The sequence below is a fragment of the Nostoc punctiforme PCC 73102 genome (assembly GCF_000020025.1).
GTDB classification, from domain to species: Bacteria; Cyanobacteriota; Cyanobacteriia; order Cyanobacteriales; family Nostocaceae; genus Nostoc; species Nostoc punctiforme.
This window is the reverse complement of the sequence record NC_010628.1, coordinates 6,825,338-6,847,847: the sequence shown is the minus strand read 5'-3', so window position 1 is coordinate 6,847,847 and position 22,510 is coordinate 6,825,338. Positions and strand designations below refer to the sequence as shown.

The window sequence follows — 22,510 nt, the reverse complement described above, 5'->3', positions numbered from 1 at the left end:
AACACAGACGCCACGCTTAGATTTAGTAGTAATTCGTAGGTTGGGTTGAGGAACGAAACCCAACATTACCCATCACAATACCCAACGCTGATGTTGGGTTTCACTTCGTTTAACCCAACCTACAATTTCAGTTACAATTTAGGCGATATTTACTCTTTACCGATATTAGAGTCAAATACAATTCCTTGCCCAGCACCCCACGTAATATCATACGTACCCTGACGAACAGAACGATGAAAGCTGGAATATTCCCAATCTTTTGGAGCTTTCACTAAACCATGTTTGACAGGATTGTAGTGAATATATTCAAGGTGATTTTTAAAATCTACTTCGTCTCTAATCAAGTGTTCCCAAAAACTACGCTGCCAAATAGCCCGCTCTTTTTTATTTTGCCTAGAGGTAGATAGGTTTTCCTGTGATAGAGTAATGCACTGGCGACTAAAATAGCTTTTGATCAAACGCCAACGAGTAGAAAAATTGCGATCGCCCTGTGGTAATGTCCAAAGACAGTGCAGATGATCTGGTAATAAAACAAAGGCATCAATTATAAATGGGTGTTGTTGCATTACATCTCGAAAAATATTTCTCAATAAAGATACGTTAGTCGGTAAGGATAATAGTCTTTGTCTTTTATGTGTTACGAGTGTAAAAAAATAAGTGCCACCTTCTATTGTGGCTCGGCGATATTGCATTAAGTTAATTTTATGATGGTTATATTTCAGGCTTTATACCAAACTACTGGTTATAAATGATACCGTCAAATTATTGCTTTTGAGATGTGAGTTAAGAAGAAATGAGTGAAGGGCAATCTAATAACCTAAAGTAGATGTTGGGTTTCGTTCCTCAACCCAACCTACGATTATGTCTGATTTAGAGTTTGACGATATCCTTAGTCTATTTGCGATCGCACTCAGCATTCGATTTTGGGATGTCAAAAGTTTCTGGAGACGCTTCAAAAGTTAAGCGGTAAAATATAGGATCGTGGTGCGTTGTCACAAAGGTCAACGCACCCTTATCTAAAGAAGGAACGAGTCCAAACAATCACTTCACAGATGCCACTGTTTGGTTTACTACTGGGCGTGGTTTCTTGCGGTCTGACCTGCGCGTTCCACCAGCCATCTCATATTCATCACTATTTTTGCCATAGCGAGATGCAACATTCAACAGCATTTGCTCAGAATAAGTATTCAACTCACGTTCTGCTTCCATTAATGCATTGTGTGTCTTATCTACTATTGTTTGTGCTTGATTATAAGCGGCTAGCTTCTCTCGTAACTCAATTACTTTAGTGTTGTAAGTAGCAATTGAAAACCCATTACTAAAGTCTAACTGAGGGTTAATTGTCTGCATTCCTTCAATCCGTCGTTCAGCTTTGGTCAGCGGCATGGAGTTTCGTTTCCGTTGCGTCATATAGTTTTCCTATTTGAATTAATTTATAAATAACCCCGATGTTATACACTGAGTTATTTATATATCATTAAAATACGCAACAAGCAGATGCACCAGCCACAGTGAAGTTACAGAATTATAAAAGCATTGGATGGCATTAGCCAACTAGATAGATGCGGGTATATTTGCTGAAATTCTTTGAGAAAAACAGGTTTGGAAGTCACAAAAGCAGGTTTTGAAGTCGCAAAAGCTAGTTTTGAAGTCGCAAAAGCTAGTTTTGAAGTCGCAAAAGCTAGTTTTGAAGTTGCAAAAGCTAGTTTTGAAGTTGCAAAAGCTAATTTTGAAGTCGCAAAAGCTAATTTTGAAGTCGCAAAAGCTAATTTTGAAGTCGCAAAAGCTAATTTTGAAGTCGCGGAGCTTTATCTCATGTAGAGACGCGATTTATCGCGTCTAAAAAATTGACACGTTAGAGAGACGCGATAAATCGCCGTCTCTACAAAGAATGTACTCGTCAATTATTCTTTAACAGACTACTAACTAATAGTAACAACAGCTACCATCGCATCGGCTAGAGAGGGATGAGACGAAGCACACTAAAAATTTATTTTTATAACTGAAAATTTTATTTTATTTATCTGTTAAGTAGCTTTTACTATTTTGTCTGTATAATCTATCATTCAGTCGGAATTATCGAATGTATAATCTATCATTCAGTCTGATTGATTATTGACCTCTGTTACTCATTTATAGGTTGAAATTTGAGAATTATGGCATCTCTTTTTAAGACATAACATACCACTCACCTAGTAGTTATTGATTAACGGAATTTGAGAAGTTATGTAGGCATACTCTATCCTAGACATTGCCTGAACTTGTGCTTCAAAAATCATGAGCCATTATATGAATAGTTAGCACGTTTACGGCACTATCCAATGTCTGAAGACTTATTAAACTCCTTTCAAGAAGCATACAGTAATCTCGAACTATTTCCGTTGATGGAACGGAATGAAATGGAAAGATTTCGAGTCGAATATGGTGATGATTTGATTGCAGACCTGAACCAATTAGTGGAAGATAGTCCTAATGGAGATGGCAAAATTGTCTTTACAGGACATCGCGGATGTGGTAAGTCTACTTTATTAGCTGAATTTAGCCGACAAATTCAAGATAAATATTTTGTAGTTCTGTTTTCTATTGCCGATAAAATTGAAATGTCGGCTGTTAATCATATTAATATACTGTTTGCGATCGCAGTTAATTTAATGACAGAGGCAGAAGCACGCAAAGTTGATATCCCGCAATCTACTAAAGAAGCTCTTTATAAGTGGTTTGCTACCCGCACTCGCACTGAAGAATCTAATTTACAAGCAGAAGTTAGTATAGGTTTTGACCTCTTAAAGTTGATTAGCTCTAAATTAAAAGCTGATGCTAGCGTTCGAGATGAAATTAAGCAAGAGTTTGAACGCAAGTTATCAGATTTAGTTGCAAGGATTAACGAAATAGCTGCTCTAATTCAAGCTGCAACTAAACAAAACGTTTTAGTAATTATTGATGATTTAGACAAACTTGACTTAGGAAGAGTTAACGAAATTTATCGAGATAACATTAAAGCTCTTTGTCAACCAAACTTTCAAATTATTTACACTATTCCGATCGCAGTCCTTCGGGAAACATTTATCAGCACAATAATTGCTACTGAAACCAACGATCAAGTTGTAGCAATGCCTGTCTTAAAAATATTTGATAAAGGTAAAAATCGCTTCCCTAATGCCCAACCTCGCCGGGAAGCAACAAAGATTCTTGGTGAAGTTTTACAAAAGCGGATTCCCAATGAATTAATCGCAGCAGAAACTGCTGAAAAAATTGTGATTTACAGTGGTGGCGTATTGCGAGAGTTAATTCGGATTTCTAAAGAATGTTGCCGCATTTGTTTGCGGACTATCCGGCGAAACCCCTCAGCCGAAGTTATTATTGATGATAAAATTCTTCTGCAAGCAATCAATAAAATACGCAATGATTTTTCGATACGCTTAGGAAAAACTGATATCGATATTTTGCAGAGTGTTTATGAACAATTTATGCCCAATGACCCGAAACAAGCGGAGTTTTTAGATTTGTTACATGGGCTGTATGTTCTAGAATATCGCACTGATGAAACTTGGTATGATGTTCATCCAATTATTATCGAAAGCTTGAAAAGACAGGGAGCCATTAATGTTAAATGAAGAATTATTTGATGAAGGAGAAAATCAGGATGCGTATGATGATTTAATTGTTTCTATTGAAGCTCAAAAACGAGGCTTAAACTTACTGATTGCAGTTTGCGATGATGCTAGCTTTCGCGATGAAATTATTGCTCAATATGAAGCTGAACTACAACCTGCTTTCCATCCATATCGAGCGACTTTAGCACGTCAGGAACCGAGCCTAAAAGCTGCTCTTAACCAACTGGTACAACAAGAAGAATATCTCCGTCAGCAGAATCCGGCGGTAATCACTGTGACGGGTGCTGAACAACTTTATTTTCTCAGGTTGGGAAATGAGCAATCGGAACAGGAAAAGTTTTTTGGTTACTTACAGTGGACAAGGGAAGGATTGCGCGAATTTCCATTTGCGATCGTGCTTTGGGTAACTAATCAAATTTTAGTCAACCTAATTAAAAAAGCTCCTGATTTTTGGAGTTGGCGTAATGGTGTATTTCGGTTTGAATCTCAAAAGACAAATGCTATTCCTGGTAAAGAATTAGAAAATATCCGCTTTGTTTTTCGAGACACAGAATTAGCTAGCACAGATACTAATGAAAATAACCCCTTTTTCTTGCCTATTCAAGATTTGCAAAAACTAATCGAGAAAATAGAACAAGAACGGGGAACTAAAGACCCTACATTGGCTACTTTATACTCAAGATTGGGCGATATTTACCACAGCAGATTAGATCGGGGTGAATCTCAAAATTATCAAGAAGAACAGGAATTAGCAATTAAATATTGGCGACAGGCGAGTGAGCTACAAAATGAATTAGGTTTGCAGATAGATTTAGCTAATAGTCTCAACAATTTAGCTGGAATATATCGTGCAACAGGACAGTACAGCGAAGCCGAACCCTTATATAAACAAGCTTTAGAACTAAGGAAACGCCTGCTAGGAGACAATCATCCTTCTTTTGCTACTAGCCTGAATAATTTGGCGGGACTTTACAAATCTACTGGACAATATGCTAAAGCGGAACTCCTATATCAACAAGCTTTGGAACTGAGGAAACGCTTGTGGGGAGAAAACCATGCGGATGTCGCCGTCAGTCTGAACAATTTGGCATTACTATATGATGAGCAAGGACGTTATGACGAAGCAGAACCTCTGTATCTGCAATCATTAGAACTTGAAAAACGTTTGGTTGGTGAAAATCATCTTTCTTTCGCTCTTATACTGAATAATTTAGCGCTACTTTATTATCATCAAGGACGTTATACTGAAGCTGAACCATTGTCGCAACAAGCAATAGAATTAGATAAGCGATTTTTGGGAGAAGAGAATCCTGATGTTGCAACAGATTTGCACAATTTAGGATTGATATACCGCGCTCAAGGACGCTACGATCGAGCAGAATCTTTGTTTTTAGAATCCTTGGAACTGAAGCAGCGTGTATTGCAAAAGGCGCATCCACTTTTAGCAGATACTATCTATGCTCTTGGTTATATGTACAGGGAGCAAGGACGCTACAATGAAGCCGAATCTTTATGTATAAAAGCCTTAGAACTTGATAAGCACCTATTGGGAGAAAATCATCCCAATGTTGCCGAAAGTCTCAATAATTTGGCAGAAATTTATCGTGCAACTGGACGTTACGGTGAAGCAGAACCGCTTTATTTGCAAGCTTTAGATATTTGTGAGCAAGTCTGGGGTGTAAATCATCACCGTAGTGTCTCTATTAGTCAAAATCTAGAAAAACTTGCCACAGCAATGCAGAATAATGGAGAGTGCGATGTCTTGTCTACGACACGCTGCACGAACGACAACCCCTTTGGGGAACGCATTGCATAGAGCAACAATATCATTTTAGGTTAATCTGGCCTAATCTAGAGATAGCAACATGGCTAAAGATGTTTTTCATCAACAGGTTAAAAAAGCATTAATTAAGGATGGGTGGATAATTACTCACGATCCTTTTACAATTCGTATTAGTGAAGCAATTAAACTACAAATAGACTTAGCGGCTGAAAATGCCATTGCCGCAGAACGTAATACAGAGAAAATAGCTGTTGAAATTAAGAGTTTTATTGCAGATTCAGATATCAGTGAATTTCATACTGCACTAGGACAATATCTAAATTAGCCAAGCCATTGAAGAACAAGAAGCAGACAGAGCGCTTTACCTAGCAGTTCCTATTGAAACATATCAAGACTTTTTTCAACTTTCTTTTGTCCAACGCGCTCTTCATCGTTACCAAGTTAAGTTGATAGTTTACGACCCAAGATGTGAGGAAATTCGACTATGGATAAAATAGAACGCTATCGACAACTTATCAAACAAGTATTGAGCGAACATCAACAAATAGCATCTAATACCGATACAGTAAATTCACAATTAATTTTAGACAATGAAAATGACCATTATCAACTAGCTTATGTTGGCTGGCAAGGAGATAAGCGGGTGTTTGGCCCGGTCATGCATTTTGATATTCAAAATGAGAAAATATGGATTCAGTATAATGGTACAGAAGAGTCTGTTGCTGAACGATTGGTTGAGTTAGGTGTACCCCATTCTGATATTGTGATTGGGTTTCATTCTCCTTTTAAACGCCAATTTACTTCTTATGCTGTCGAGTAAATGTAAATATTTCCAACTCAGAGCTTCTATAAGAACCCCGACTTCTTTAAGAAGTCGGGGTTCTTGGGGAAGGAGGCTTAATTGTCATCCAAATCTACTAGTCAACACTGACGAAACCAGCTTGCTCAATTGCTCTTTGTCCCTGGTCAGTTAATAAAAGTTTGGTGTATGCATCCCCAATCTGCTGTTCCCGACCTTTATTCTGCTTAATAATCACAAACAAATTAGCAATCATCGGATAGCTGCCATTTTTGATAGCTTCAGTATTTAGCTGATTGCGCTGACGCGGACATTGCTCAGACGACACCATAGGTTCCCGATAGGGGGGAATTAATTGACCAGCAGTCTGACCCAATGGCAAAGCCTTCACACTACATTGAGGCACTACCGAACGGGCAGAACCATAATACACACCACCAGGGATTTTACTGAGTTGGCGCACTGCCTCTGTAGTAGAGTAGACATATTGCACATTCGAGCCAAGTGCTTGCCCCTTCAAGTCGCTGTTGCTAGGGAATATTACTGTATCTGCGTCCTTTGGTCGTTGAGATAAAGGTGTGATGGGTAGGTTGGGCCCACCTACTTGATTCCAGTTAGTAATTTTCCCCAAATAAATCTGCTGCAATTGGTCTACAGTTAAACCTGGGACATTGAGTGATGGGTTGACTACCACTGCTATTCCATCTATACCTACCTGACGTTGCTCAAGGGTGAAGCCTTGCGCTTTTGCTATAGCTTGTTCTTCATCTGTGAGGGGACGAGAAGACTGAGCAAAATCTAGTTTCCCATCAAGTAACATCCTAATACCTGAGCTAGAACCAGGGCTAGCATTAACAGGGTCTACATAACGTAATTGTAGTTCCGGGCGATCGCTCTGAATCTGAGAATCTACCAATTGCCGAATAGATGCCCAAGCTGTACTTCCTCCGTAGTTAAATGAGGCAGTGGGGACATCTGCAACTGTCTGAAAACTAGATGCAGTATTAGAGACGGTCTTGTAACTTTGATTAGAAGAAGAGTTAACGCTGTTACGGGACAATAAATTCGGCTTTAGTAACCACCAAAGCAGCCCACCAATAACCATAAGTGTCAGCACTTTACCAATAATCAAACCTCTAAGAAAGAGGGAGATTTCGCTGTTAATTAAAGCTTTTTTTTGATTTGTATTGTCCATATTTTTAAGTGTTGTTTATTGTATTGATCTTACAGGAATTTATAAGTATTCATCGTAGAATAATTTTTAGAATATTTAGATTTAAATTAAATACGTAATAGCTAGTTAATAGGTATTTTTATGATTGCTGCTAGATGATTAACTTTTTCTAATGTATGGACTCATCTTTGATTTTAGCGAAGCTAGACCTACCGCACTTACGCTACAGCACGCTGCGCGAACAGAAATCAAAGTGGACTGCTATCATGAGATTTGATTTGCTTTTTAGTAGTCTTTGCAATGCTGCAATTGTTTTTGCAGACTCCTTTTTTAGCTACTGATTTGGCTGTTAGGCTATTCACATTGGCATTAGTAAATCGTTGCTCAACGAATTTTTCTATAAAATTATTTAATTGAGTAGGTTTGTTTGGAGACGATGCACTTGTATTAATAAATGTATAGATTAAAATTAGTACTATAAAACTAGTGGTAGCACCAAGCCCTATTCCTAGAAGCAAAACAAAGTTTCTATAATTTAGCAAATAGGTATCATCAGAATTTTGGTTGATGCCAGCAGATTCTGATGACTGTGGCAACAGCAGAGCAGAATTAAGTGCTTGCAAAGCTTCTGTAGCAGACTGATAACGCTGGTTGTAGCGATCGCGAACCATTGTATCTAAAATATTTGCAAGAGCATCACTTACCTGTACCTGATCGCGCCAGAGAACTTCTCCAGTATTGGGATCTTCTTTTATTTGCTCAGGGATTAAACCTGTCAAAGCTTGAATGCCTATCATCCCTACTGCATAGATATCGCTGCAAAGTTTTGGTTTTCCTTTAGCCTGTTCGCTTGGCATATAACCAGGAGTCCCAACAGCAATAGTTAAACCTGCTCCCAAAGCACCAATTTTCTTAATACTCCCAAAGTCAATTAGCACAATCTTCCGATCGGAGCGCCGCCGCATTAAATTTTGGGGCTTAATATCCCGATGAATAATGTTATTTTGATGGACGAATGCCAGCACTTCCAAAATGTCTTTTAATAAACTTAAGACTACACTCTCGCTCAGACGCTGACCTGAGACAATTTCTTGGGTTAACGCATGACCATCAATAAACTCTTGGACTAAATAGAAATCTCCATCTTCATCAAAATGGGCAAACAGTCTAGGAATTTGATCGTGATCGTTGCCTAGCTGGTATAAAACTTCTGCTTCTCGATCAAATAACTTTTTAGCGATGGGTAGAACAGCAGGATTGGAATCTTTTGGTTGGAAATGTTTGACCACACAATGGGGTTGTCCTGGTAAATCTAGGTCTACGGCTAAGTATGTATCACCAGAGCCTCCGCTTCCTAAGTGCTTGATAATTTCAAAGCGATTCCGAAGTGTTTTTCTGGTGAGAGAGTATTGATGCATGTTACGTCTAGCACCTGCTAACAAGTAAGTATTACCAGAATCTCCGCTTTCCAAGAGTTTGACAGTCTCAAAGCGACTCCGAAGTTTTTTTCTAACTAGAGGGTTCTGGCTCATGTGGCGTATACTACTTGTTAATTTACTGACCATTCAGAGCTTGGGTGAGGTTATGAATACCTGCCGCTATATTTGTTAGTATTTGAGGCAGTTACCTTTTCAGGCAAACTATCCTTTGGAGCATTTTTATGGCTAGCTCCTTGATTTGGTTAATTTAATACCTATTACAAGATATCTTAATATAAAATTTATTTTTGGAATAGTTCAATAATTTTATCACTTAAGTAAATTTAACACTAGTCCCCAGTATTTATAACTGTAGCCAGAAGGCAACATTCAGTAGTTAGGAGATTTATTTATTTTAACTTTGGGTCTGATTACTGACAAAATCTTATAGAGTAAAGTTTAAAAACACAGACATGCTTAGAGTGTATTTCACAATTTTGTTACCAAGTTTTAGTCATTACTGAGTAGCTAGGCGTAAATAAATTAAGTTTGTAGTAAGGATTTTAGTCCTGATAATCCTTGTTTCGCGCGATAAAAAATTACTTATGTCAAAGTATAGACCGCAGTGACAATCCATGAATTGCCTCTAAGAGGATGTTTGAAAAGTCTTTTGTCGGTATCAAAAGTTTTAGATTCCTCTAAAGTGCCAAAGTCACAGTAAAACACTTTTCAAACAATCACTAACTGAAAATCATGGTTTTGACTATTGTTTGCATAGGTACTGGAATTCAACCTGTGTAAATTTGCAAACTTTATTTATTGGTTTAGCCTATCTTTTACGTATCAAATTACAGCATATTAACTGGTTATTCAATAGGTTTTGTTCGCGCAGTATGGCGTAGCCATACTTACTTGTGTGGGTAGCCAAGACGCAATGGGAAAGAAGGCTTTTTGAGTACGAAGTTCTTTTCAAAAATCAAATATGAGTCCTATATGCTACTTGCAATAAGTCAGTTGCATTTAAAAGAGTAATAGTAGGAGTAGTTTCAATACTTGTCGGTTAAGGGGAAAAGGGAATGGGAAAGGGGAAAGAAAAAACCTTTAACCCCAACCCAGTAACCTTTTCCCCAAACCAAATTCCAGTTTAAAATTTTTAAACGAGCAGTATTGGGAGTAGTTTAAGCTTGTTTTAGTATATTTTCTATAAACCTTACTAAGTAAAAAATAAAACTATTAATTAAAAAAGCCCCCTATTGGGGGCCTATTAAGTTGTTCGCGTGGAGTAAACAACTAAATAATTAATACTCACAGCAGATAGAGTAATCCGAACAAAATAATCCAAATCACGTCAACGAAGTGCCAGTAGATTTCGGCTGCTTCAATGCCAAAGTGCTTTTCGTTACTATAGTGGCCCGGAAGGCGCGATCGCCACAACACGGCAACAATAGCCAAAACGCCAATAGTAACGTGCAATCCGTGGAAACCAGTCAAAACGTAAAATGCACTAGCAAATAAATTGGTAGTCAAACCAAATTCTAAATGGGTATATTCATATACTTGACCCACCAAGAAAATAGCACCCATTGCAGCAGTAATTGCTAACCAAATCTGGGCACCCCGCGCATCGTTCTTTTTGATAGCAGTGTCAGCATTGTGCATGACAAAACTACTAGAAATTAGATTGATGGTGTTGACTCCAGGTAGCAATAGTTCTAACTCTGGGGTACCTGCTGGCGGCCATGCAGGTAAGGTAGCACGGAAAGCCAAGTAGGCTCCGAATAGCCCCATAAAAATCATCCCTTCAGCAATCAGGAAGACAACTAGCCCAAACATACGATGGTCTGGATGTTCTTCGTGATGACCAACAGATGCTTCCGCCGTATGGTGATGATTGAGTTCGGTTTTAGCTGGGTCAATAGTTTGACTTTGCATGAATTTTAAATATTTAAAGGACAGGTTAGGGAGAGGGATTGGAGATTGGGAAAAAGCAAGGGAGCACAGAGCAGGGATCTGGAGAAGCTAGGGAAGCTGTGGAAGAAATGATGAATGAGCATTAACTCTTAGCCCTTGCCTTATTCCTCATACCCAATGCCCCATCCCCAATGCCCAATCCCTAAATGTGATTAACGCTTTTCTAACTCAGACTCAATTGTTGGGTATGGTTCGTCTGGGTCGGCGCGTAAAACTGAATTAGGCCCAGCAGATAAGACTGGATTGGGATCGGATAAAGGTACACCTTCATTAGCATTTTCCAAACCGTAGTCGTAGGGGCCTGTGGCCAATACTGGGGTTTGATCAAAATTCTCGATCGCAGGTGGTGATGTAGTCATCCATTCTAAGGTCAATGCTCTCCAAGGATTATTACCAGCTTTCTCGCCGTATAACCAACTCCAAATCGCATTGATGATGAAGGGGAATGTCGAAACTGCTAGTATGTAAGCGCCATAAGTGCAGATTTCGTTGAGAAAGGTAAATTTGGGGTCATACTGGGCAATACGGCGGTTCATGCCCATTAATCCCAGCTTGTGCATTGGTAAGAAGGTCATGTTTAGACCCACTATTGTTAAGGCAAAGTGAACCTTACCCCAAAATTCGTTCACCATCCGTCCCGTCATTTTCGGGAACCAGTGGTAAATCGCCGCATAAATGCCGAGAACACTACCACCAAATAGCACGTAGTGCAAGTGTGCCACCACAAAATAGGTGTCGTGAACGTGAATATCAAAGGGCACTGCTGCCAACATCACGCCACTGATCCCACCAATCACAAAGGTGCCAACAAAGCCGATGGCAAATAGCATGGCAGTGTTAAGCCGGATTTTTCCACCCCACATGGTTGCTAACCAGCTGAAAATTTTAATCCCTGTGGGTACGGCAATGATCATGGTGGTGATCATGAAGAACATCCGCAACCAACCGGGGATACCGCTGGTAAACATGTGGTGCGCCCAAACAATTAGCCCCAGAAAGCTAATGGCAAGAGACGAATAAGCGATCGCTTTATAGCCAAAAATCGGCTTGCGGGAATGGACGGGGATAATTTCTGAAATTGCGCCAAAGAAGGGCAAAATCATAATGTAAACCGCTGGGTGGGAGTAAAACCAGAACATGTGTTGGTAAACTACAGGGTCACCACCGCCAGTTGGGTTAAAAAATGTTGTACCGGCAATTAAGTCAAAGGCAAGCAGAATCAAACCTGCTGCTAACACTGGCGTAGATACCAAAGTCAGCGCCGAGGTAGCAAACATCGCCCAGCAGAACAAGGGCATTTGATGAACCCCCATACCAGGGATACGCATCTTGAGCAATGTCACCAAGAAATTGATTGCCCCTAAAATCGATGATGTACCTAGTAAAAGGACGCTCATAATCCAAATTCCCTCACCGACTTGACCTGTTACCAAGCTCAGGGGAGGGTAAGAAGTCCAACCTGCATCTGGTGCATCGCCTACCACTAAACTAGCGATCAACAATAAACCCGCAGGGGGAATCATCCAAAAGGCAACAGCATTCAAGCGCGGAAATGCCATATCCTTTGCCCCAATCATTAAGGGGATGAGGAAGTTAGCAAAACCCGCACCAGCTGGCACGATCCACAAGAAAATCATAATTGTGGCGTGCAGCGTAAATAAGCTGTTGTAGACTTCAGGGGTGACAAAATCGACTTCTGGGGTTCGCAGTTCTGTACGAACCAAGTCAGCCATCACCCCACCAATGCAGTAGAAAATGAACGTAGTGACTAGGTATTGAATCCCAATCACCTTATGGTCGGTGTTGAAGCCAAAGTAGTCTTGCCATTTTCTGATCCCCGGCTCCTCACTAAGGGCGGGGATATTGGCAGTTTCTTGCAACTGAGCTTGTGTCATAGTCATTAGTCATTGGTCATTAGTCATTAGTCATTAGTCATTGGATTTTGACTAAATAACATATTGATTAATGGTGAACTTGATGCAGAATTTCTGGTTTAATTCCCATATCCTTGGTGTAAGGAGCAAGAAATTCATTTGGGGATAGATCGGCAGGGTTAACAGCAATGGCTTGATTTAGCGTTTCTTTGCTGGCAACTAGCTGTTCTTGCATCCATTTATCAAAGGCTTCTTGTGGCTCAACAACTACTGGCGCTCTCATTGCACCGTGGTAGGGGCCACAAAGTTCAGCACAGATCAGGGTATAATCTCCTGCTTTTTGGGGGGTGAAGCGAATCTCGCTTTGCCTACCAGGAATCGCATCTTGTTTCAGGCGGAACTCTGGCACCCAGAAGGCATGAATGACATCGTTGGCGGTCATACTGATTTGCACTTCTCGCCCGATGGGGACGTGCATTTCACCTGTAGTTATACCAGTTTCAGGATAAGTGAAAATCCAGGCATATTGTAGACCAGTGACGTTGACTTGTAATTCAGCTGGTTTACCTGCTTTATCAGGAGTTCCCCCAATTGTCGGAGCAACACTACCTACACCTGGGGCATTCCGCAGTTGGGGAATTTGGTCAGCATTACGAACTGCTGCCGTAGCTGGATCTTGCATTGCCTCATCAGATTTTTCTTGATTGAGGTTGGGTTCGGTGCTAGGAGGAGTATCGCTTAAAGTTGCCGCCATCGCACTTCCAGGCATTGCCATTGACTCCTGATTCATCATCGGCGCTTCATGAATAGCATGGGGATCAAAGCCACCGATTTCGTTGTAGACATCAAAGCTGTAAACCGAAATACCGATAACGATAATTGCTGGGATCGCCGTCCAGAGAATTTCTAGAGGTATATTGCCTTCAACTGGTGGACCGTCTTTATTGTCACCTGCACGCTGACGATATCTAAATGCAGAGTAAATTAAAATACCTTCAACGAGCAGAAATATCCCTGTAGAAACGATCATCATCGCGTTGAACAGACCATCCACCAAGACGGCTTCATCAGTGGCGGCTGCTGGCAACAGACCGTGATTTTGACCGTACCAAAAGCTGGCTAGCGTTAGCACGATGCCAATGAGTAATGTCCAGATGGAAGTTGGAATCTTCACGGCTTACTTAATTGAATTTACTATGTTATCTCGAAGCTACTCACTTACTAAGGTAGTCTAGGCTGTCAGACATGGGGGACAAAGGTCTGAAATTTTTATTAATTTTTTTAGCTATTTTAGTAATTTTGAGTAGGAGTTTACTATCATACAACGCCAAAAATAGATTCAAATCAGTGAAAAAGTTTAAGGAAAAATTTAGAATGCTTAAATTAATTATGATTAATCCATTTCTGACATCTTGAAAAATACCTAAAGCTTCAGGTAAAACCTTTCTGGAGTGATTCAAAGTATAAGTGAGTGCTAATCTATAAACCCTTAGCCTATACGCTAGGGTGGAGATAGGACGCTAAAAGAAAATTGAAAATTTTAACAGATCCACCAAGAGCGGGCAGAAGGTATCGTTAATGAGCGAATTTGTCCTACAACAAAATGAAGCGGCTCTTCAGCAGCAAAAGCCCAAGGAAATGATTCGTCGCTTGGTGTGGAAAATATGCATAGCCACCTTAATTTTGATGGCAATAGGCAGCGCCACCCGCGTGATGAATGCTGGACTTGCTTGCCCAGACTGGCCCTTATGCTATGGCGAACTGGTGCCAGCCAAGCAAATGAATCTTCAGGTGTTCCTGGAGTGGTTTCACCGATTGGATGCGGCTTTAATTGGTGTAAGCGCGATCGCACTCTTCGGTTTGTCCTGGTGGCATCGTCGTTTCTTACCCAGATGGCTGCCTTGGGCATCCACATTCGCCCTGTTTTTAATTGTCTTCCAAGGCATCTTGGGAGGACTCACCGTTACCGAACTGTTGCGGTTTGATATCGTTACCGCTCACTTAGGAACGGCGCTGTTATTTTTTAGCACCCTCCTGATTATCGGCACGGCACTCACTCCCTATCAGGGAACTGGAACCGTTGGTAAGTTGCCTTGGGTCGGTTTAACTGCTGCTGTTCTGGTTTACCTGCAAAGTCTGCTAGGTGCTTTGGTAGGCTCTCGCTGGGCGCTACACCAATGCCTCGGCGGTTCTCAACTTTGTACGGTAATGTACAGCCATATTGCTGGTTTGGTGCCGCCAACAGTGGCAACCTTGGCAATGGTATTTATCTGTTGGCGGACACCAGCACTACATCCAGCCTTACGGCGACTGGCAAATATAGCTGGTGGGTTGTTAACCTTACAAATCTTGTTGGGATTCGCCACTTTCAAATTACACCTCCAAGTTGAGCCTCTCACCGTCTCTCATCAAGCTATAGGAGCTGCTTTGCTGGGTACTTTGGTGGCTTTTACAGTTCTCGCACTGCGTGACTGGGCTACTAGCCGCGACATCACAGTGTTGAGCAATGACTGCTGAGTATGGAGTGAGGGAACAGGGGGAGTAGCGGAAGTAAGAATTTCTAACTCCTAACTCCTGTACAACAGACGCAATTAATCGCGTCTCTCCTAACTCAGCACTAAATTATGGCCGCAACGGCGAGTATTGCGACCCACGCAGGTGCAGAAAATCTGTGTTTCATTTGCCTGAAAGAGCCACCTTGAGCGGGGGCTGCATATAAGTTGTTGAAAAATAAGGAATCAGAGCCAAAATGATTGAGACTAATGTCTCTCGCCACCACGAAACATTTTTACAGGTAATTCAAAGTTACTACCAGCTAACCAAGCCTCGGATTATTCCGTTGCTTTTGATTACCACAGCTGGGAGTATGTGGATTGCCGCTAAGGGAGAAGTAGACCCATTGCTGTTGCTAGTAACTCTCACTGGTGGCACTTTGGCTGCTGCAAGCGCCCAGACGATTAATTGTGTCTATGACCGGGATATTGATTATGACATGGAGCGGACGCGCCATCGTCCGATACCTTCGGGTAAGGTGCAGCCGCGCGATGCTCTAATTTTTGCGATCGCACTAGCGACGATTTCCTTTACACTCTTGGCAGTATTTGCCAATCTGTTAGCCGCGCTGCTAGCTTTCTCTGGCATCGTCTTTTATATTTTGGTCTATACCCACTGGCTAAAACGCCACACCCCTCAGAATATCGTTGTTGGTGGTGCGGCTGGGGCAATTCCGGCTTTAGTGGGTTGGGCTGCTGTCACGGGGACATTAAGCTGGTCAGCATGGCTGATTTTTGCCATCGTCTTCTTGTGGACACCACCCCATTTCTGGGCTTTAGCTCTGATGATTAAAGATGACTACGCAAAAGTTGGGATACCAATGTTACCTGTGATTGAAGGTACTACGGCAACTGTAAAGCAGATTTGGTACTACACGCTGGTAACAGTGTTTGCAACCGTGTTATTGGTATATCCCTTGGGCGCGAGTGGAATTCTTTATGCTGCGATCGCCCTAATTCTGGGAGGATTATTTATCCACAAATCTTGGCGTTTATTGCAAAATCCAGAGGATCGCGCTGTCGCTAAAGAGTTGTTTCTTTTTTCCATCTCCTACATGATGCTGTTGTGTCTGGGGATGGTAGTTGATAGTCTTCCCGTTACCCATAATTTAATTAGTGCGGTGAGTAATCATCTGCATTTTATTGGTTAGGGGATGGAAAATTTAGCGATCGCGTTTGGTAAAGGGGCGCGATCGCATTTTCAAATATATTCAAAAATCAACAATTTTTATTTTTCTATAAATTATAAAATTTTCCACATAAGCAGTTTTAGCCCTACCAGCGAGTTGTTTTTTATTTAGTTGTAAGGATAGTAACTATTATTGAGTCAGGTGACAAAACGCGCACCTATACATAAATGCATGAAAACGATTGACTTGATGCATTGAATGTACAAGCCCTGTTTTTCTCATTCCTATCCATGCTCTAAAAAATGGCAGATGTCCTTTGGGAGCTTGGGCTGTAAATTGTATTCGTTCGTAGGGTAGCCATCTATCTTTTACACGCCATCCTACGAGATTACCAAAATTCCACCACATAGAATAGTCTCTAACGTTGTTAGCGAATCCAATACTTTCCCATATAGTTTGCTGCACACTAAAACCAAAATTCCCATTACTGTATTTTACCCAAAGCTGATCAATTGTTCGTAAATTTTGACAGGAAAAATTTTTCAACTCCTCTACACCAAGCCAACCTTGTCTCTCTGCGGCAGCAATCGAAATAATTAATCGTGCGGTTTCTTGATCAGCTTCTTGCCATTTTTTATTGTAAGAAGCTCACCTAACAGAGAGCAATTTAATCCATTTTGAGAGATGAGTGAATCCTTTAGGGTTTCTGTTTCTGTAATAGGTTCAGTAGGAAAAGATTGTGCAAAAGCTTTCAAATAGTTGCTAAAAGCAGCACGAATTCGCTGAACATCTGTGTTAGAAATAGTGCTGCTATGGCTTTTGACTTCAATTCCAAGAGACTTACATATTGTCATTATATCTCGGCTGTCTACATTGAGTTCTTTTGCTAGATTGTAGAGTCTAACCTTAACTTTAATATCTTTGATTTCATTATTATAAGTACTAATAAAAAGCGGATTGCTAAGAGGATTGTTTTGTATATTGTAGAAAGTAGACTCAACTGTATCCTCGATTTTGTCACTTTTACCAATCATTTTTTTTAGCCGCAACAACGAGCGCACCCTTGCTAGTAGCTCATCTACATCAATAGGTTTACGAATAAAATCGTTTGCTCCAATATCTAAGCCTTGTACAACACTAGCTTCAAAATATGCTGAGATGAGTAGAATCGGAATGTAGGGAAGATTATGGTTATTGCGGATGCGGCGTGTAACCTCATAACCGTCCATTTCTGGCATTTTTACATCTAGGATAATTAAATCAGGTGGAGATTCTTTAACTAATGATAAAGCTGTTGTACCATCTGCTGCTAAATCTATCTGATACCCCTCACTTTCTAAAACTGTTTGGATTAGGATGAGATTATCTGCTACATCATCCACAGCTAAAATGCGAACAGTACTGGGTAATTGTGAAGAAGTCAAGTTAGTTGAGAACTGATTAATAGACCTAACTTCCTCAAAAGAATTAGCTATCTGTTCAGGAATTGGCAGGTTTACTCCTGCAATCTGTAATTGAGGCTCCTGGTTTGCTAGTAACCCTGTAATCTCTGTTGTCGCACGTTCTTGATAACCACAGACAAAGTTTGCCATCCCACGAGCATAAATTAGTAGAGGTTGGAATTCTGCTAATGGCTCTGCAAAAGTTTCCACCAGCAATGCCATACGAACCCACTCTGCCTTTTCCTCTAACTTCAACCTTGCAAGAACTGATGCTAAATCCCTCGCTGCCTCACTTGGTCGCGTATAGGCTAACGCTGTCCACTTCTGAGCCTGAGCAAAATCACGAATATCCGGGTCGTAGCTATCAAGTTGTTGCCGTACATAGGTAAGCAAAAAATCAGACAATTCATTAATCCGCTTTTCGCCAAAACGAGGATTCTCCCTCAACTCTTTCAACAAAGCATTTCGTACTGCTGTATCCATCTCATAGAGTTCATGTCCCACCTCATCACAAAGGCTAGAAAGTAGTAAATCAGCCACAGCCATCCAAGGGATATTTAGTACTTCATGATTAATATCTTGTTGAAAATTGGCCCACAAGCGGTAAAGCAAATCTGGTGTGAGGGCTAACGGAAAAGCAGCATGGTAAGCCAGGTAGAGGTGCGTTTCCCCAAAGCGTTGACCAAAAGACTCAATTCTACGACTAGCAACTTCTGGCTTCATACCTCTACCCTTAAAATACTCCGAGTTAAATTGATTACAGTCAGTACCTTAATTGTGCATTGATCCCCCGACCCTGCAACACATCGATCGCACCATCAAAACCCTGTCGGCTAACTTCAAACATCGGCACTAAACGGACAATTTCTCCTGCTGTTGTGCCAAACCAGCGCTCTGTTGCCATTGGATTCAGCCATGCAATATAACGCGATCGCTGTTTCAACTGGTCTAAAAATTTTTGGGTTAACTCCAGCCGTTCCAGACTAAAACCGCCGCGTGCTGCACCCCCATCACTAAAAATTAATACAGCGGAACGGTCTGGGCGCAACTGAGCTAGAAAATCTGTGACAGGTTCGGCTTTTTGGCGCGTCTGGTCATGGTAAAGATACTTGGTTGGGCAATTGTGAAAGTAGTAAATACTAGCTTTTCCTAAGCGTCCGCCTCGTAATGCTGTCTGGGCTAATCGCTGGGATAGTGCGTGAAAGGGAACCATCGATCCCTTATGATCAATCAGCAAAAGTAGTTCAGTTCTATTTACCCGACTGGGCATCAGTACAGGCTCTAGCAAAACCCCCTGCCGTACCAATTGCTCAATAGTTGCCTCTATGTCTAACTTTGTGGGCAAACCTTGGCGTACCATTCGGCGTAAATGCCGCCAGCTTTGTTTCATCTGTCGCCGCGTCACTGGAAAATACTCATCGGTTTCGGTAAAGCGATTAACAGTAATTTCCTCATTTTTTTGAGTAGTAATCTGTACTGCTTCAGCCACTTGCATCTCATCCTGTACTTCCATTAATTCCGATGAAACGGGTACAGTGGTCGGTGTTGTATTGAGCAAATCAGGTGAATAATTATCGTCACTTTCTACCGCTTCTTGCATTCTGGAAGATGTTTTCTCTTCTTCCTTCCTGACAAAAGGTCTTACAGGATAAGGTTCTGTTATTACTTGTTGAAAGTGATAGTTGAAGAGGTGTTCTTCATCCTGGGATTTTACCCACAAGGTACGGCACAGTTCTGCTAACGCTTCTTGGTCAGTCGTGCCAAAGCCTTCTTGTAAAGCTGTCAAAACAAGGCGGTATTCATCGATACCCAAGGGTAAACCTGCCTCGCGCAGTTGTGTAAAAAGCTCAAGCAGTGGTAGTTCTTCGTGGAGAGCTTCTATTTTCATACTTCTGGCTGCGATCGCATCTGTTCACCATAGCGGCGGTAATCATCCCAACTCTTCAGCAACACCCCAGGATACAAGAGTTCTGTTTTTAACTTGCTGAGAATTTCATCATCTTGATGATTAAGAATCCGCACCCAATCCATCAGTTCGCTGGTACTGACCTTTTTACCAGCTTCGCCCTTATCTCGCCGCATCTCTTCACGCAGTTCTAAAAAGCGGTCAATAATTGCGTCCACCAATTCCAAAGGCGAAACCGAAAACCGAGTTTTGACAATATCAATTAATTGCTGACGTTCAGGGAATTTAACATAGTGAAATAAACAACGACGTAAGAAAGCATCAGGCAAGTCTTTCTTTCTCATCGTTACTAGTGATCAAAACAATTGGTGTTGCTTTCGCCTGAATTTTCTTGAGCGGACTGTTTTGTTTTACTTCTGTGACTTCAAACCTTTGCTCATCAAGCTCTAACAGCAGATCGTTAGGAAAGTCAATGTCAGCTTTATCTATTTCATCAATTAAAACTACAGTTGGCTGCTCATTGCGAAAGGCACGTCCTAACGGTCCCCACTCTACGTAGTCATCAGCATTTTTTGCTTTGATTGCGGCTTCTTCATCTATTTTGGAGGCAGCAAGTTGAGCATCCCGCAACCTGCCAACGGCATCATAAGTATAAAGACCATCCCGCGCTCGACTGGTAGATTTGATGTACCAAGCTTCATAGGGTAAACCCAACTCATAAGCCACAGCACGAGCCAATTTTGTCTTGCCGCATCCTGGTTCTCCCTTTAATAGTAAGGGGCGTTCGAGGGCGATCGCTAAATTCACAGCCTCTACCAATTTCTCACTCGGCAGGTAAGGATACAAGATTTGACCCGTCTCCGGGTCTTGCTCTCCTGGCTGGGGTTGAACCTTACCTATATATTTCAGCCGCTTTCCGTCTAAAGTTCTAACCACCGGGTTTCTTCCTCCTGCCAGTTACAGCCACACAAACCAAAAATTTCAGCAAACACACGCTCTGGAATGCCTTCACTCTTCTCTAAAATCACCTGAACTGTATAGTCAATTTTTTTAGTCATCTGGATTGGTAGAACATCAATTGCATTTTCCATCCAGTTAAGTAAGACTTGCTCAGATAAAGTGTCAATCATTGGTAGCCTAATGGGAATATGGGGTTTCCATACCAGATCGAACCGATCTGCAAACTCAAGATTCCAAGTGTTGACACAACCATCTTGGTCAAGCAAAAACATCAGTAGAAAAAATTCGTTGCTTGAGCAAATTGTCTGTGGGGTTGAGTTTACCAGGGGCAACCAAAAATCACGGATTAATTCGTGCAGATAGGTTTCATCAATGCAATCGAGATCGTGAAAAACTAGGATGATATGTTGGGTTTTTAATTGAGCTACTACATTCCTGGCAATCTCCTCATGGGATGAAAAATTTTGTACTCCGATCTGACGGCCTAACTCTCTCCATAGGGCTGCAATATCACTCCTAAGTGCCCTGCGTTTGAGATGAAATGGGATTGGGGAAGTCACTGTACTTTCAGGAATTTTCTGTAACAAACGCTTCAGTAACCAGATTTGACCATATTCTGGCGAACCATGAACTAAGAAAGCTCCTATACGTTTTTCTGTAATAAATTCTCGGAATAACTGTACCTGTGCTATGTAGTTGAGGCGAAACAGTTCACTGTGTATTGGCTCACTCTTGCAAGACCTCTCAAGAATCTGAATCTGCTTCAGGAGGCGATCGCGTTCTTTCTCAACCCGCTCAATTTCTTTGTCTAGTTGAAAAGCTACTGAAGCCCCCGCTTCAATGGCGTGTTGATTCCGCAACAACTTTATCTTCTCGCTAAACGCATCGTAGTGTTGTTGAAGTTCTTCCCGTTTTTGCTGTAAATGCCGAACTGAAGACATCTATGAGTTTTGATACCCAACTATTGAGATACTACTATTTTTATTGCAGGCTATTTTCTAGCTGCTCGATCCTTTGAGTAAGTTGTGTTCTTTCAGCTTCAGCATTTTCAATCTGCTTTTCTAACTGAAACTTGATGACAGTGCCAGATTCTATCACTAAATCCAACCGTAGGCGGCTCAATTTCTGACTTAATAAATCATACTGTTGCTGGAGGCTTTCGATTTCCTGTAAAATTCGCTGCCTTTGCCCCAGATTTAAACTAGTTGACTGTGCATTGGTTACTCCAGTTGATTTGTTGGAGTCTATCTGCTGTACCTCTGAGACTGGAGACACTGAGTTTTGTTTGGTGTACAGAACTGGAGTCAAATGTTCTGCAATGCCTTGCAATCTAATTTCGACACAACCGAACTTGTAAGCTTGATCTATCGTCCGCCTTGCTGCCAATGCTTTGTAAAAACCAACAGCAAAAGCGATCGCGGCTTGATCTCCAATTTCTTTATTCATGCCAATGACAAAAGAAATATGTTGTGCGATCGCTTTTGCTTGAGCTTCGGAATAGCAAGCATTCAACACCACACAATTTATTTGATCGGCTACTAGTTCAAATAACGCTGCTAGAGCATCGGGTTGTACAGGTTGGTATTCTCCTAGTAAATCTTCAAAACAAAGCTCACCCGTACTGGTTCCATGTCCAGAAAAATGCACAATCTGCGGTTCAACATCGAATATAGCCTGGCTGATATCTCCCAGACGTACAGATTCACGGGAGTCTAGAATAAATCTGTCTCGCTCTTTTGCTAGTTGCAGTTTTTCACGAATATCACGCAACTCTTGCCCCAAGCGTAATCGTGCAGCATTACTGGGATCTGCTGCCAGAAACAGAATTTTGATTTGATCATTACTGCTCATTTAGATGATCAACCCAGAGTATGATTTTTGACTAAG

At 41.2% G+C, this 22,510-nt stretch carries 20 protein-coding genes and 2 pseudogenes; 7 read left to right on the top strand and 15 right to left on the bottom strand.

Going from position 1 to position 22,510, the window contains the following annotated elements; all coding sequences use genetic code 11:
- Positions 1–149: 149 nt before the first annotated feature.
- Together NPUN_RS28045 and NPUN_RS28040 are read right to left on the bottom strand one after the other, a co-directional pair.
- Positions 150–692 (bottom strand): REP-associated tyrosine transposase, encoded by a 543-nt coding sequence (locus NPUN_RS28045; RefSeq protein WP_012411792.1) that lies wholly within the window; start codon positions 690–692, stop codon positions 150–152.
- Positions 693–1,041: 349 nt separating this feature from the next.
- Positions 1,042–1,386, bottom strand: coding sequence for a hypothetical protein (locus tag NPUN_RS28040; protein WP_234710995.1), 345 nt, complete (start codon positions 1,384–1,386; stop codon positions 1,042–1,044).
- A gap of 201 nt (positions 1,387–1,587) precedes the next feature.
- On the opposite strand from NPUN_RS28040, the gene NPUN_RS28035 reads away from it, so the two are divergent.
- The 5 genes and pseudogenes from NPUN_RS28035 (at position 1,588) to NPUN_RS28015 (ending at position 6,217) form a co-directional block, all read left to right on the top strand.
- Complete coding sequence (locus tag NPUN_RS28035) at positions 1,588–1,821, top strand: efflux RND transporter periplasmic adaptor subunit (RefSeq protein WP_041565680.1); 234 nt, start codon at positions 1,588–1,590, stop codon at positions 1,819–1,821.
- Positions 1,822–2,321: 500 nt separating this feature from the next.
- Positions 2,322–3,614, top strand: coding sequence for an ATP-binding protein (locus tag NPUN_RS28030; RefSeq protein ID WP_012411790.1), 1,293 nt, complete (start codon positions 2,322–2,324; stop codon positions 3,612–3,614).
- Positions 3,604–5,430 carry a tetratricopeptide repeat protein gene (locus NPUN_RS28025; protein WP_012411789.1) on the top strand — a complete coding sequence of 609 codons (1,827 nt, stop codon included), beginning with the start codon at positions 3,604–3,606 and terminating at the stop codon, positions 5,428–5,430. Before NPUN_RS28030 ends, NPUN_RS28025 begins: the two co-directional genes overlap by 11 nt.
- A 49-nt stretch (positions 5,431–5,479) precedes the next feature.
- Positions 5,480–5,894: pseudogene (locus NPUN_RS28020) on the top strand (XisH family protein).
- Positions 5,882–6,217, top strand: coding sequence for a XisI protein (locus NPUN_RS28015; protein WP_012411787.1), 336 nt, complete (start codon positions 5,882–5,884; stop codon positions 6,215–6,217). Before NPUN_RS28020 ends, NPUN_RS28015 begins: the two are co-directional and overlap by 13 nt.
- Before the next feature lie 97 nt (positions 6,218–6,314).
- On the opposite strand, the gene NPUN_RS28010 is transcribed toward NPUN_RS28015, so the two are convergent.
- The 5 genes from NPUN_RS28010 to NPUN_RS27990 all read right to left on the bottom strand — a co-directional run bounded on the left by NPUN_RS28010 (position 6,315) and on the right by NPUN_RS27990 (position 13,807).
- On the bottom strand, positions 6,315–7,391 hold the full coding sequence (locus NPUN_RS28010) for a PstS family phosphate ABC transporter substrate-binding protein (protein ID WP_012411786.1): 1,077 nt from the start codon (positions 7,389–7,391) through the stop codon (positions 6,315–6,317).
- Positions 7,392–7,618: 227 nt separating this feature from the next.
- Positions 7,619–8,902, bottom strand: coding sequence for a serine/threonine-protein kinase (locus NPUN_RS28005; protein ID WP_234710994.1), 1,284 nt, complete (start codon positions 8,900–8,902; stop codon positions 7,619–7,621).
- 1,191 nt (positions 8,903–10,093) lie between these two features.
- A complete protein-coding gene (locus NPUN_RS28000; protein WP_012411784.1) occupies positions 10,094–10,720 on the bottom strand; it encodes a cytochrome c oxidase subunit 3 in 627 nt (208 codons plus the stop codon).
- A 191-nt stretch (positions 10,721–10,911) separates the two neighbouring features.
- Positions 10,912–12,654 carry a cytochrome c oxidase subunit I gene (gene ctaD, locus NPUN_RS27995; protein ID WP_041565679.1) on the bottom strand — a complete coding sequence of 581 codons (1,743 nt, stop codon included), beginning with the start codon at positions 12,652–12,654 and terminating at the stop codon, positions 10,912–10,914.
- 67 nt (positions 12,655–12,721) lie between these two features.
- Positions 12,722–13,807, bottom strand: coding sequence for a cytochrome c oxidase subunit II (locus NPUN_RS27990; RefSeq protein ID WP_012411782.1), 1,086 nt, complete (start codon positions 13,805–13,807; stop codon positions 12,722–12,724).
- 404 nt (positions 13,808–14,211) lie between these two features.
- On the opposite strand from NPUN_RS27990, the gene NPUN_RS27985 reads away from it, so the two are divergent.
- Complete coding sequence (locus tag NPUN_RS27985; RefSeq protein ID WP_012411780.1) at positions 14,212–15,150, top strand: COX15/CtaA family protein; 939 nt, start codon at positions 14,212–14,214, stop codon at positions 15,148–15,150.
- A 232-nt stretch (positions 15,151–15,382) separates the two neighbouring features.
- Positions 15,383–16,336 (top strand): heme o synthase, encoded by a 954-nt coding sequence (locus NPUN_RS27980; protein ID WP_012411779.1) that lies wholly within the window; start codon positions 15,383–15,385, stop codon positions 16,334–16,336.
- Positions 16,337–16,504: 168 nt separating this feature from the next.
- Here NPUN_RS27980 and NPUN_RS44915 read toward each other — a convergent pair whose 3' ends face one another.
- The 8 genes and pseudogenes from NPUN_RS44915 to NPUN_RS27950 form a co-directional block, all read right to left on the bottom strand.
- Positions 16,505–16,903 carry a GUN4 domain-containing protein gene (locus tag NPUN_RS44915; RefSeq protein WP_419788446.1) on the bottom strand — a complete coding sequence of 133 codons (399 nt, stop codon included), beginning with the start codon at positions 16,901–16,903 and terminating at the stop codon, positions 16,505–16,507.
- Between the two features lie 8 nt (positions 16,904–16,911).
- A complete protein-coding gene (locus tag NPUN_RS43690) occupies positions 16,912–17,169 on the bottom strand; it encodes a hypothetical protein (protein WP_234711161.1) in 258 nt (85 codons plus the stop codon).
- A 179-nt stretch (positions 17,170–17,348) separates the two neighbouring features.
- A pseudogene (locus NPUN_RS43685) lies at positions 17,349–17,739 on the bottom strand (response regulator); the annotation flags it as partial.
- Positions 17,740–18,520: 781 nt separating this feature from the next.
- Positions 18,521–19,645, bottom strand: coding sequence for a VWA containing CoxE family protein (locus tag NPUN_RS27965; RefSeq protein ID WP_012411776.1), 1,125 nt, complete (start codon positions 19,643–19,645; stop codon positions 18,521–18,523).
- Positions 19,642–20,007: a MoxR family ATPase gene (locus tag NPUN_RS44580; RefSeq protein ID WP_012411775.1), complete on the bottom strand. Its 366-nt coding sequence runs from the start codon at positions 20,005–20,007 to the stop codon at positions 19,642–19,644. The genes NPUN_RS27965 and NPUN_RS44580 overlap by 4 nt, the downstream gene beginning before the upstream one ends.
- Positions 19,985–20,599, bottom strand: coding sequence for an AAA family ATPase (locus NPUN_RS44575; RefSeq protein WP_012411774.1), 615 nt, complete (start codon positions 20,597–20,599; stop codon positions 19,985–19,987). The genes NPUN_RS44580 and NPUN_RS44575 overlap by 23 nt, the downstream gene beginning before the upstream one ends.
- Entirely contained in the window at positions 20,584–21,564 is a 981-nt protein-coding gene (locus tag NPUN_RS41065; RefSeq protein WP_012411773.1) for a hypothetical protein, read from the bottom strand. The genes NPUN_RS44575 and NPUN_RS41065 overlap by 16 nt, the downstream gene beginning before the upstream one ends.
- Before the next feature lie 40 nt (positions 21,565–21,604).
- Positions 21,605–22,474 (bottom strand): CHAT domain-containing protein, encoded by an 870-nt coding sequence (locus tag NPUN_RS27950; protein WP_012411772.1) that lies wholly within the window; start codon positions 22,472–22,474, stop codon positions 21,605–21,607.
- Positions 22,475–22,510: the final 36 nt, after the last annotated feature.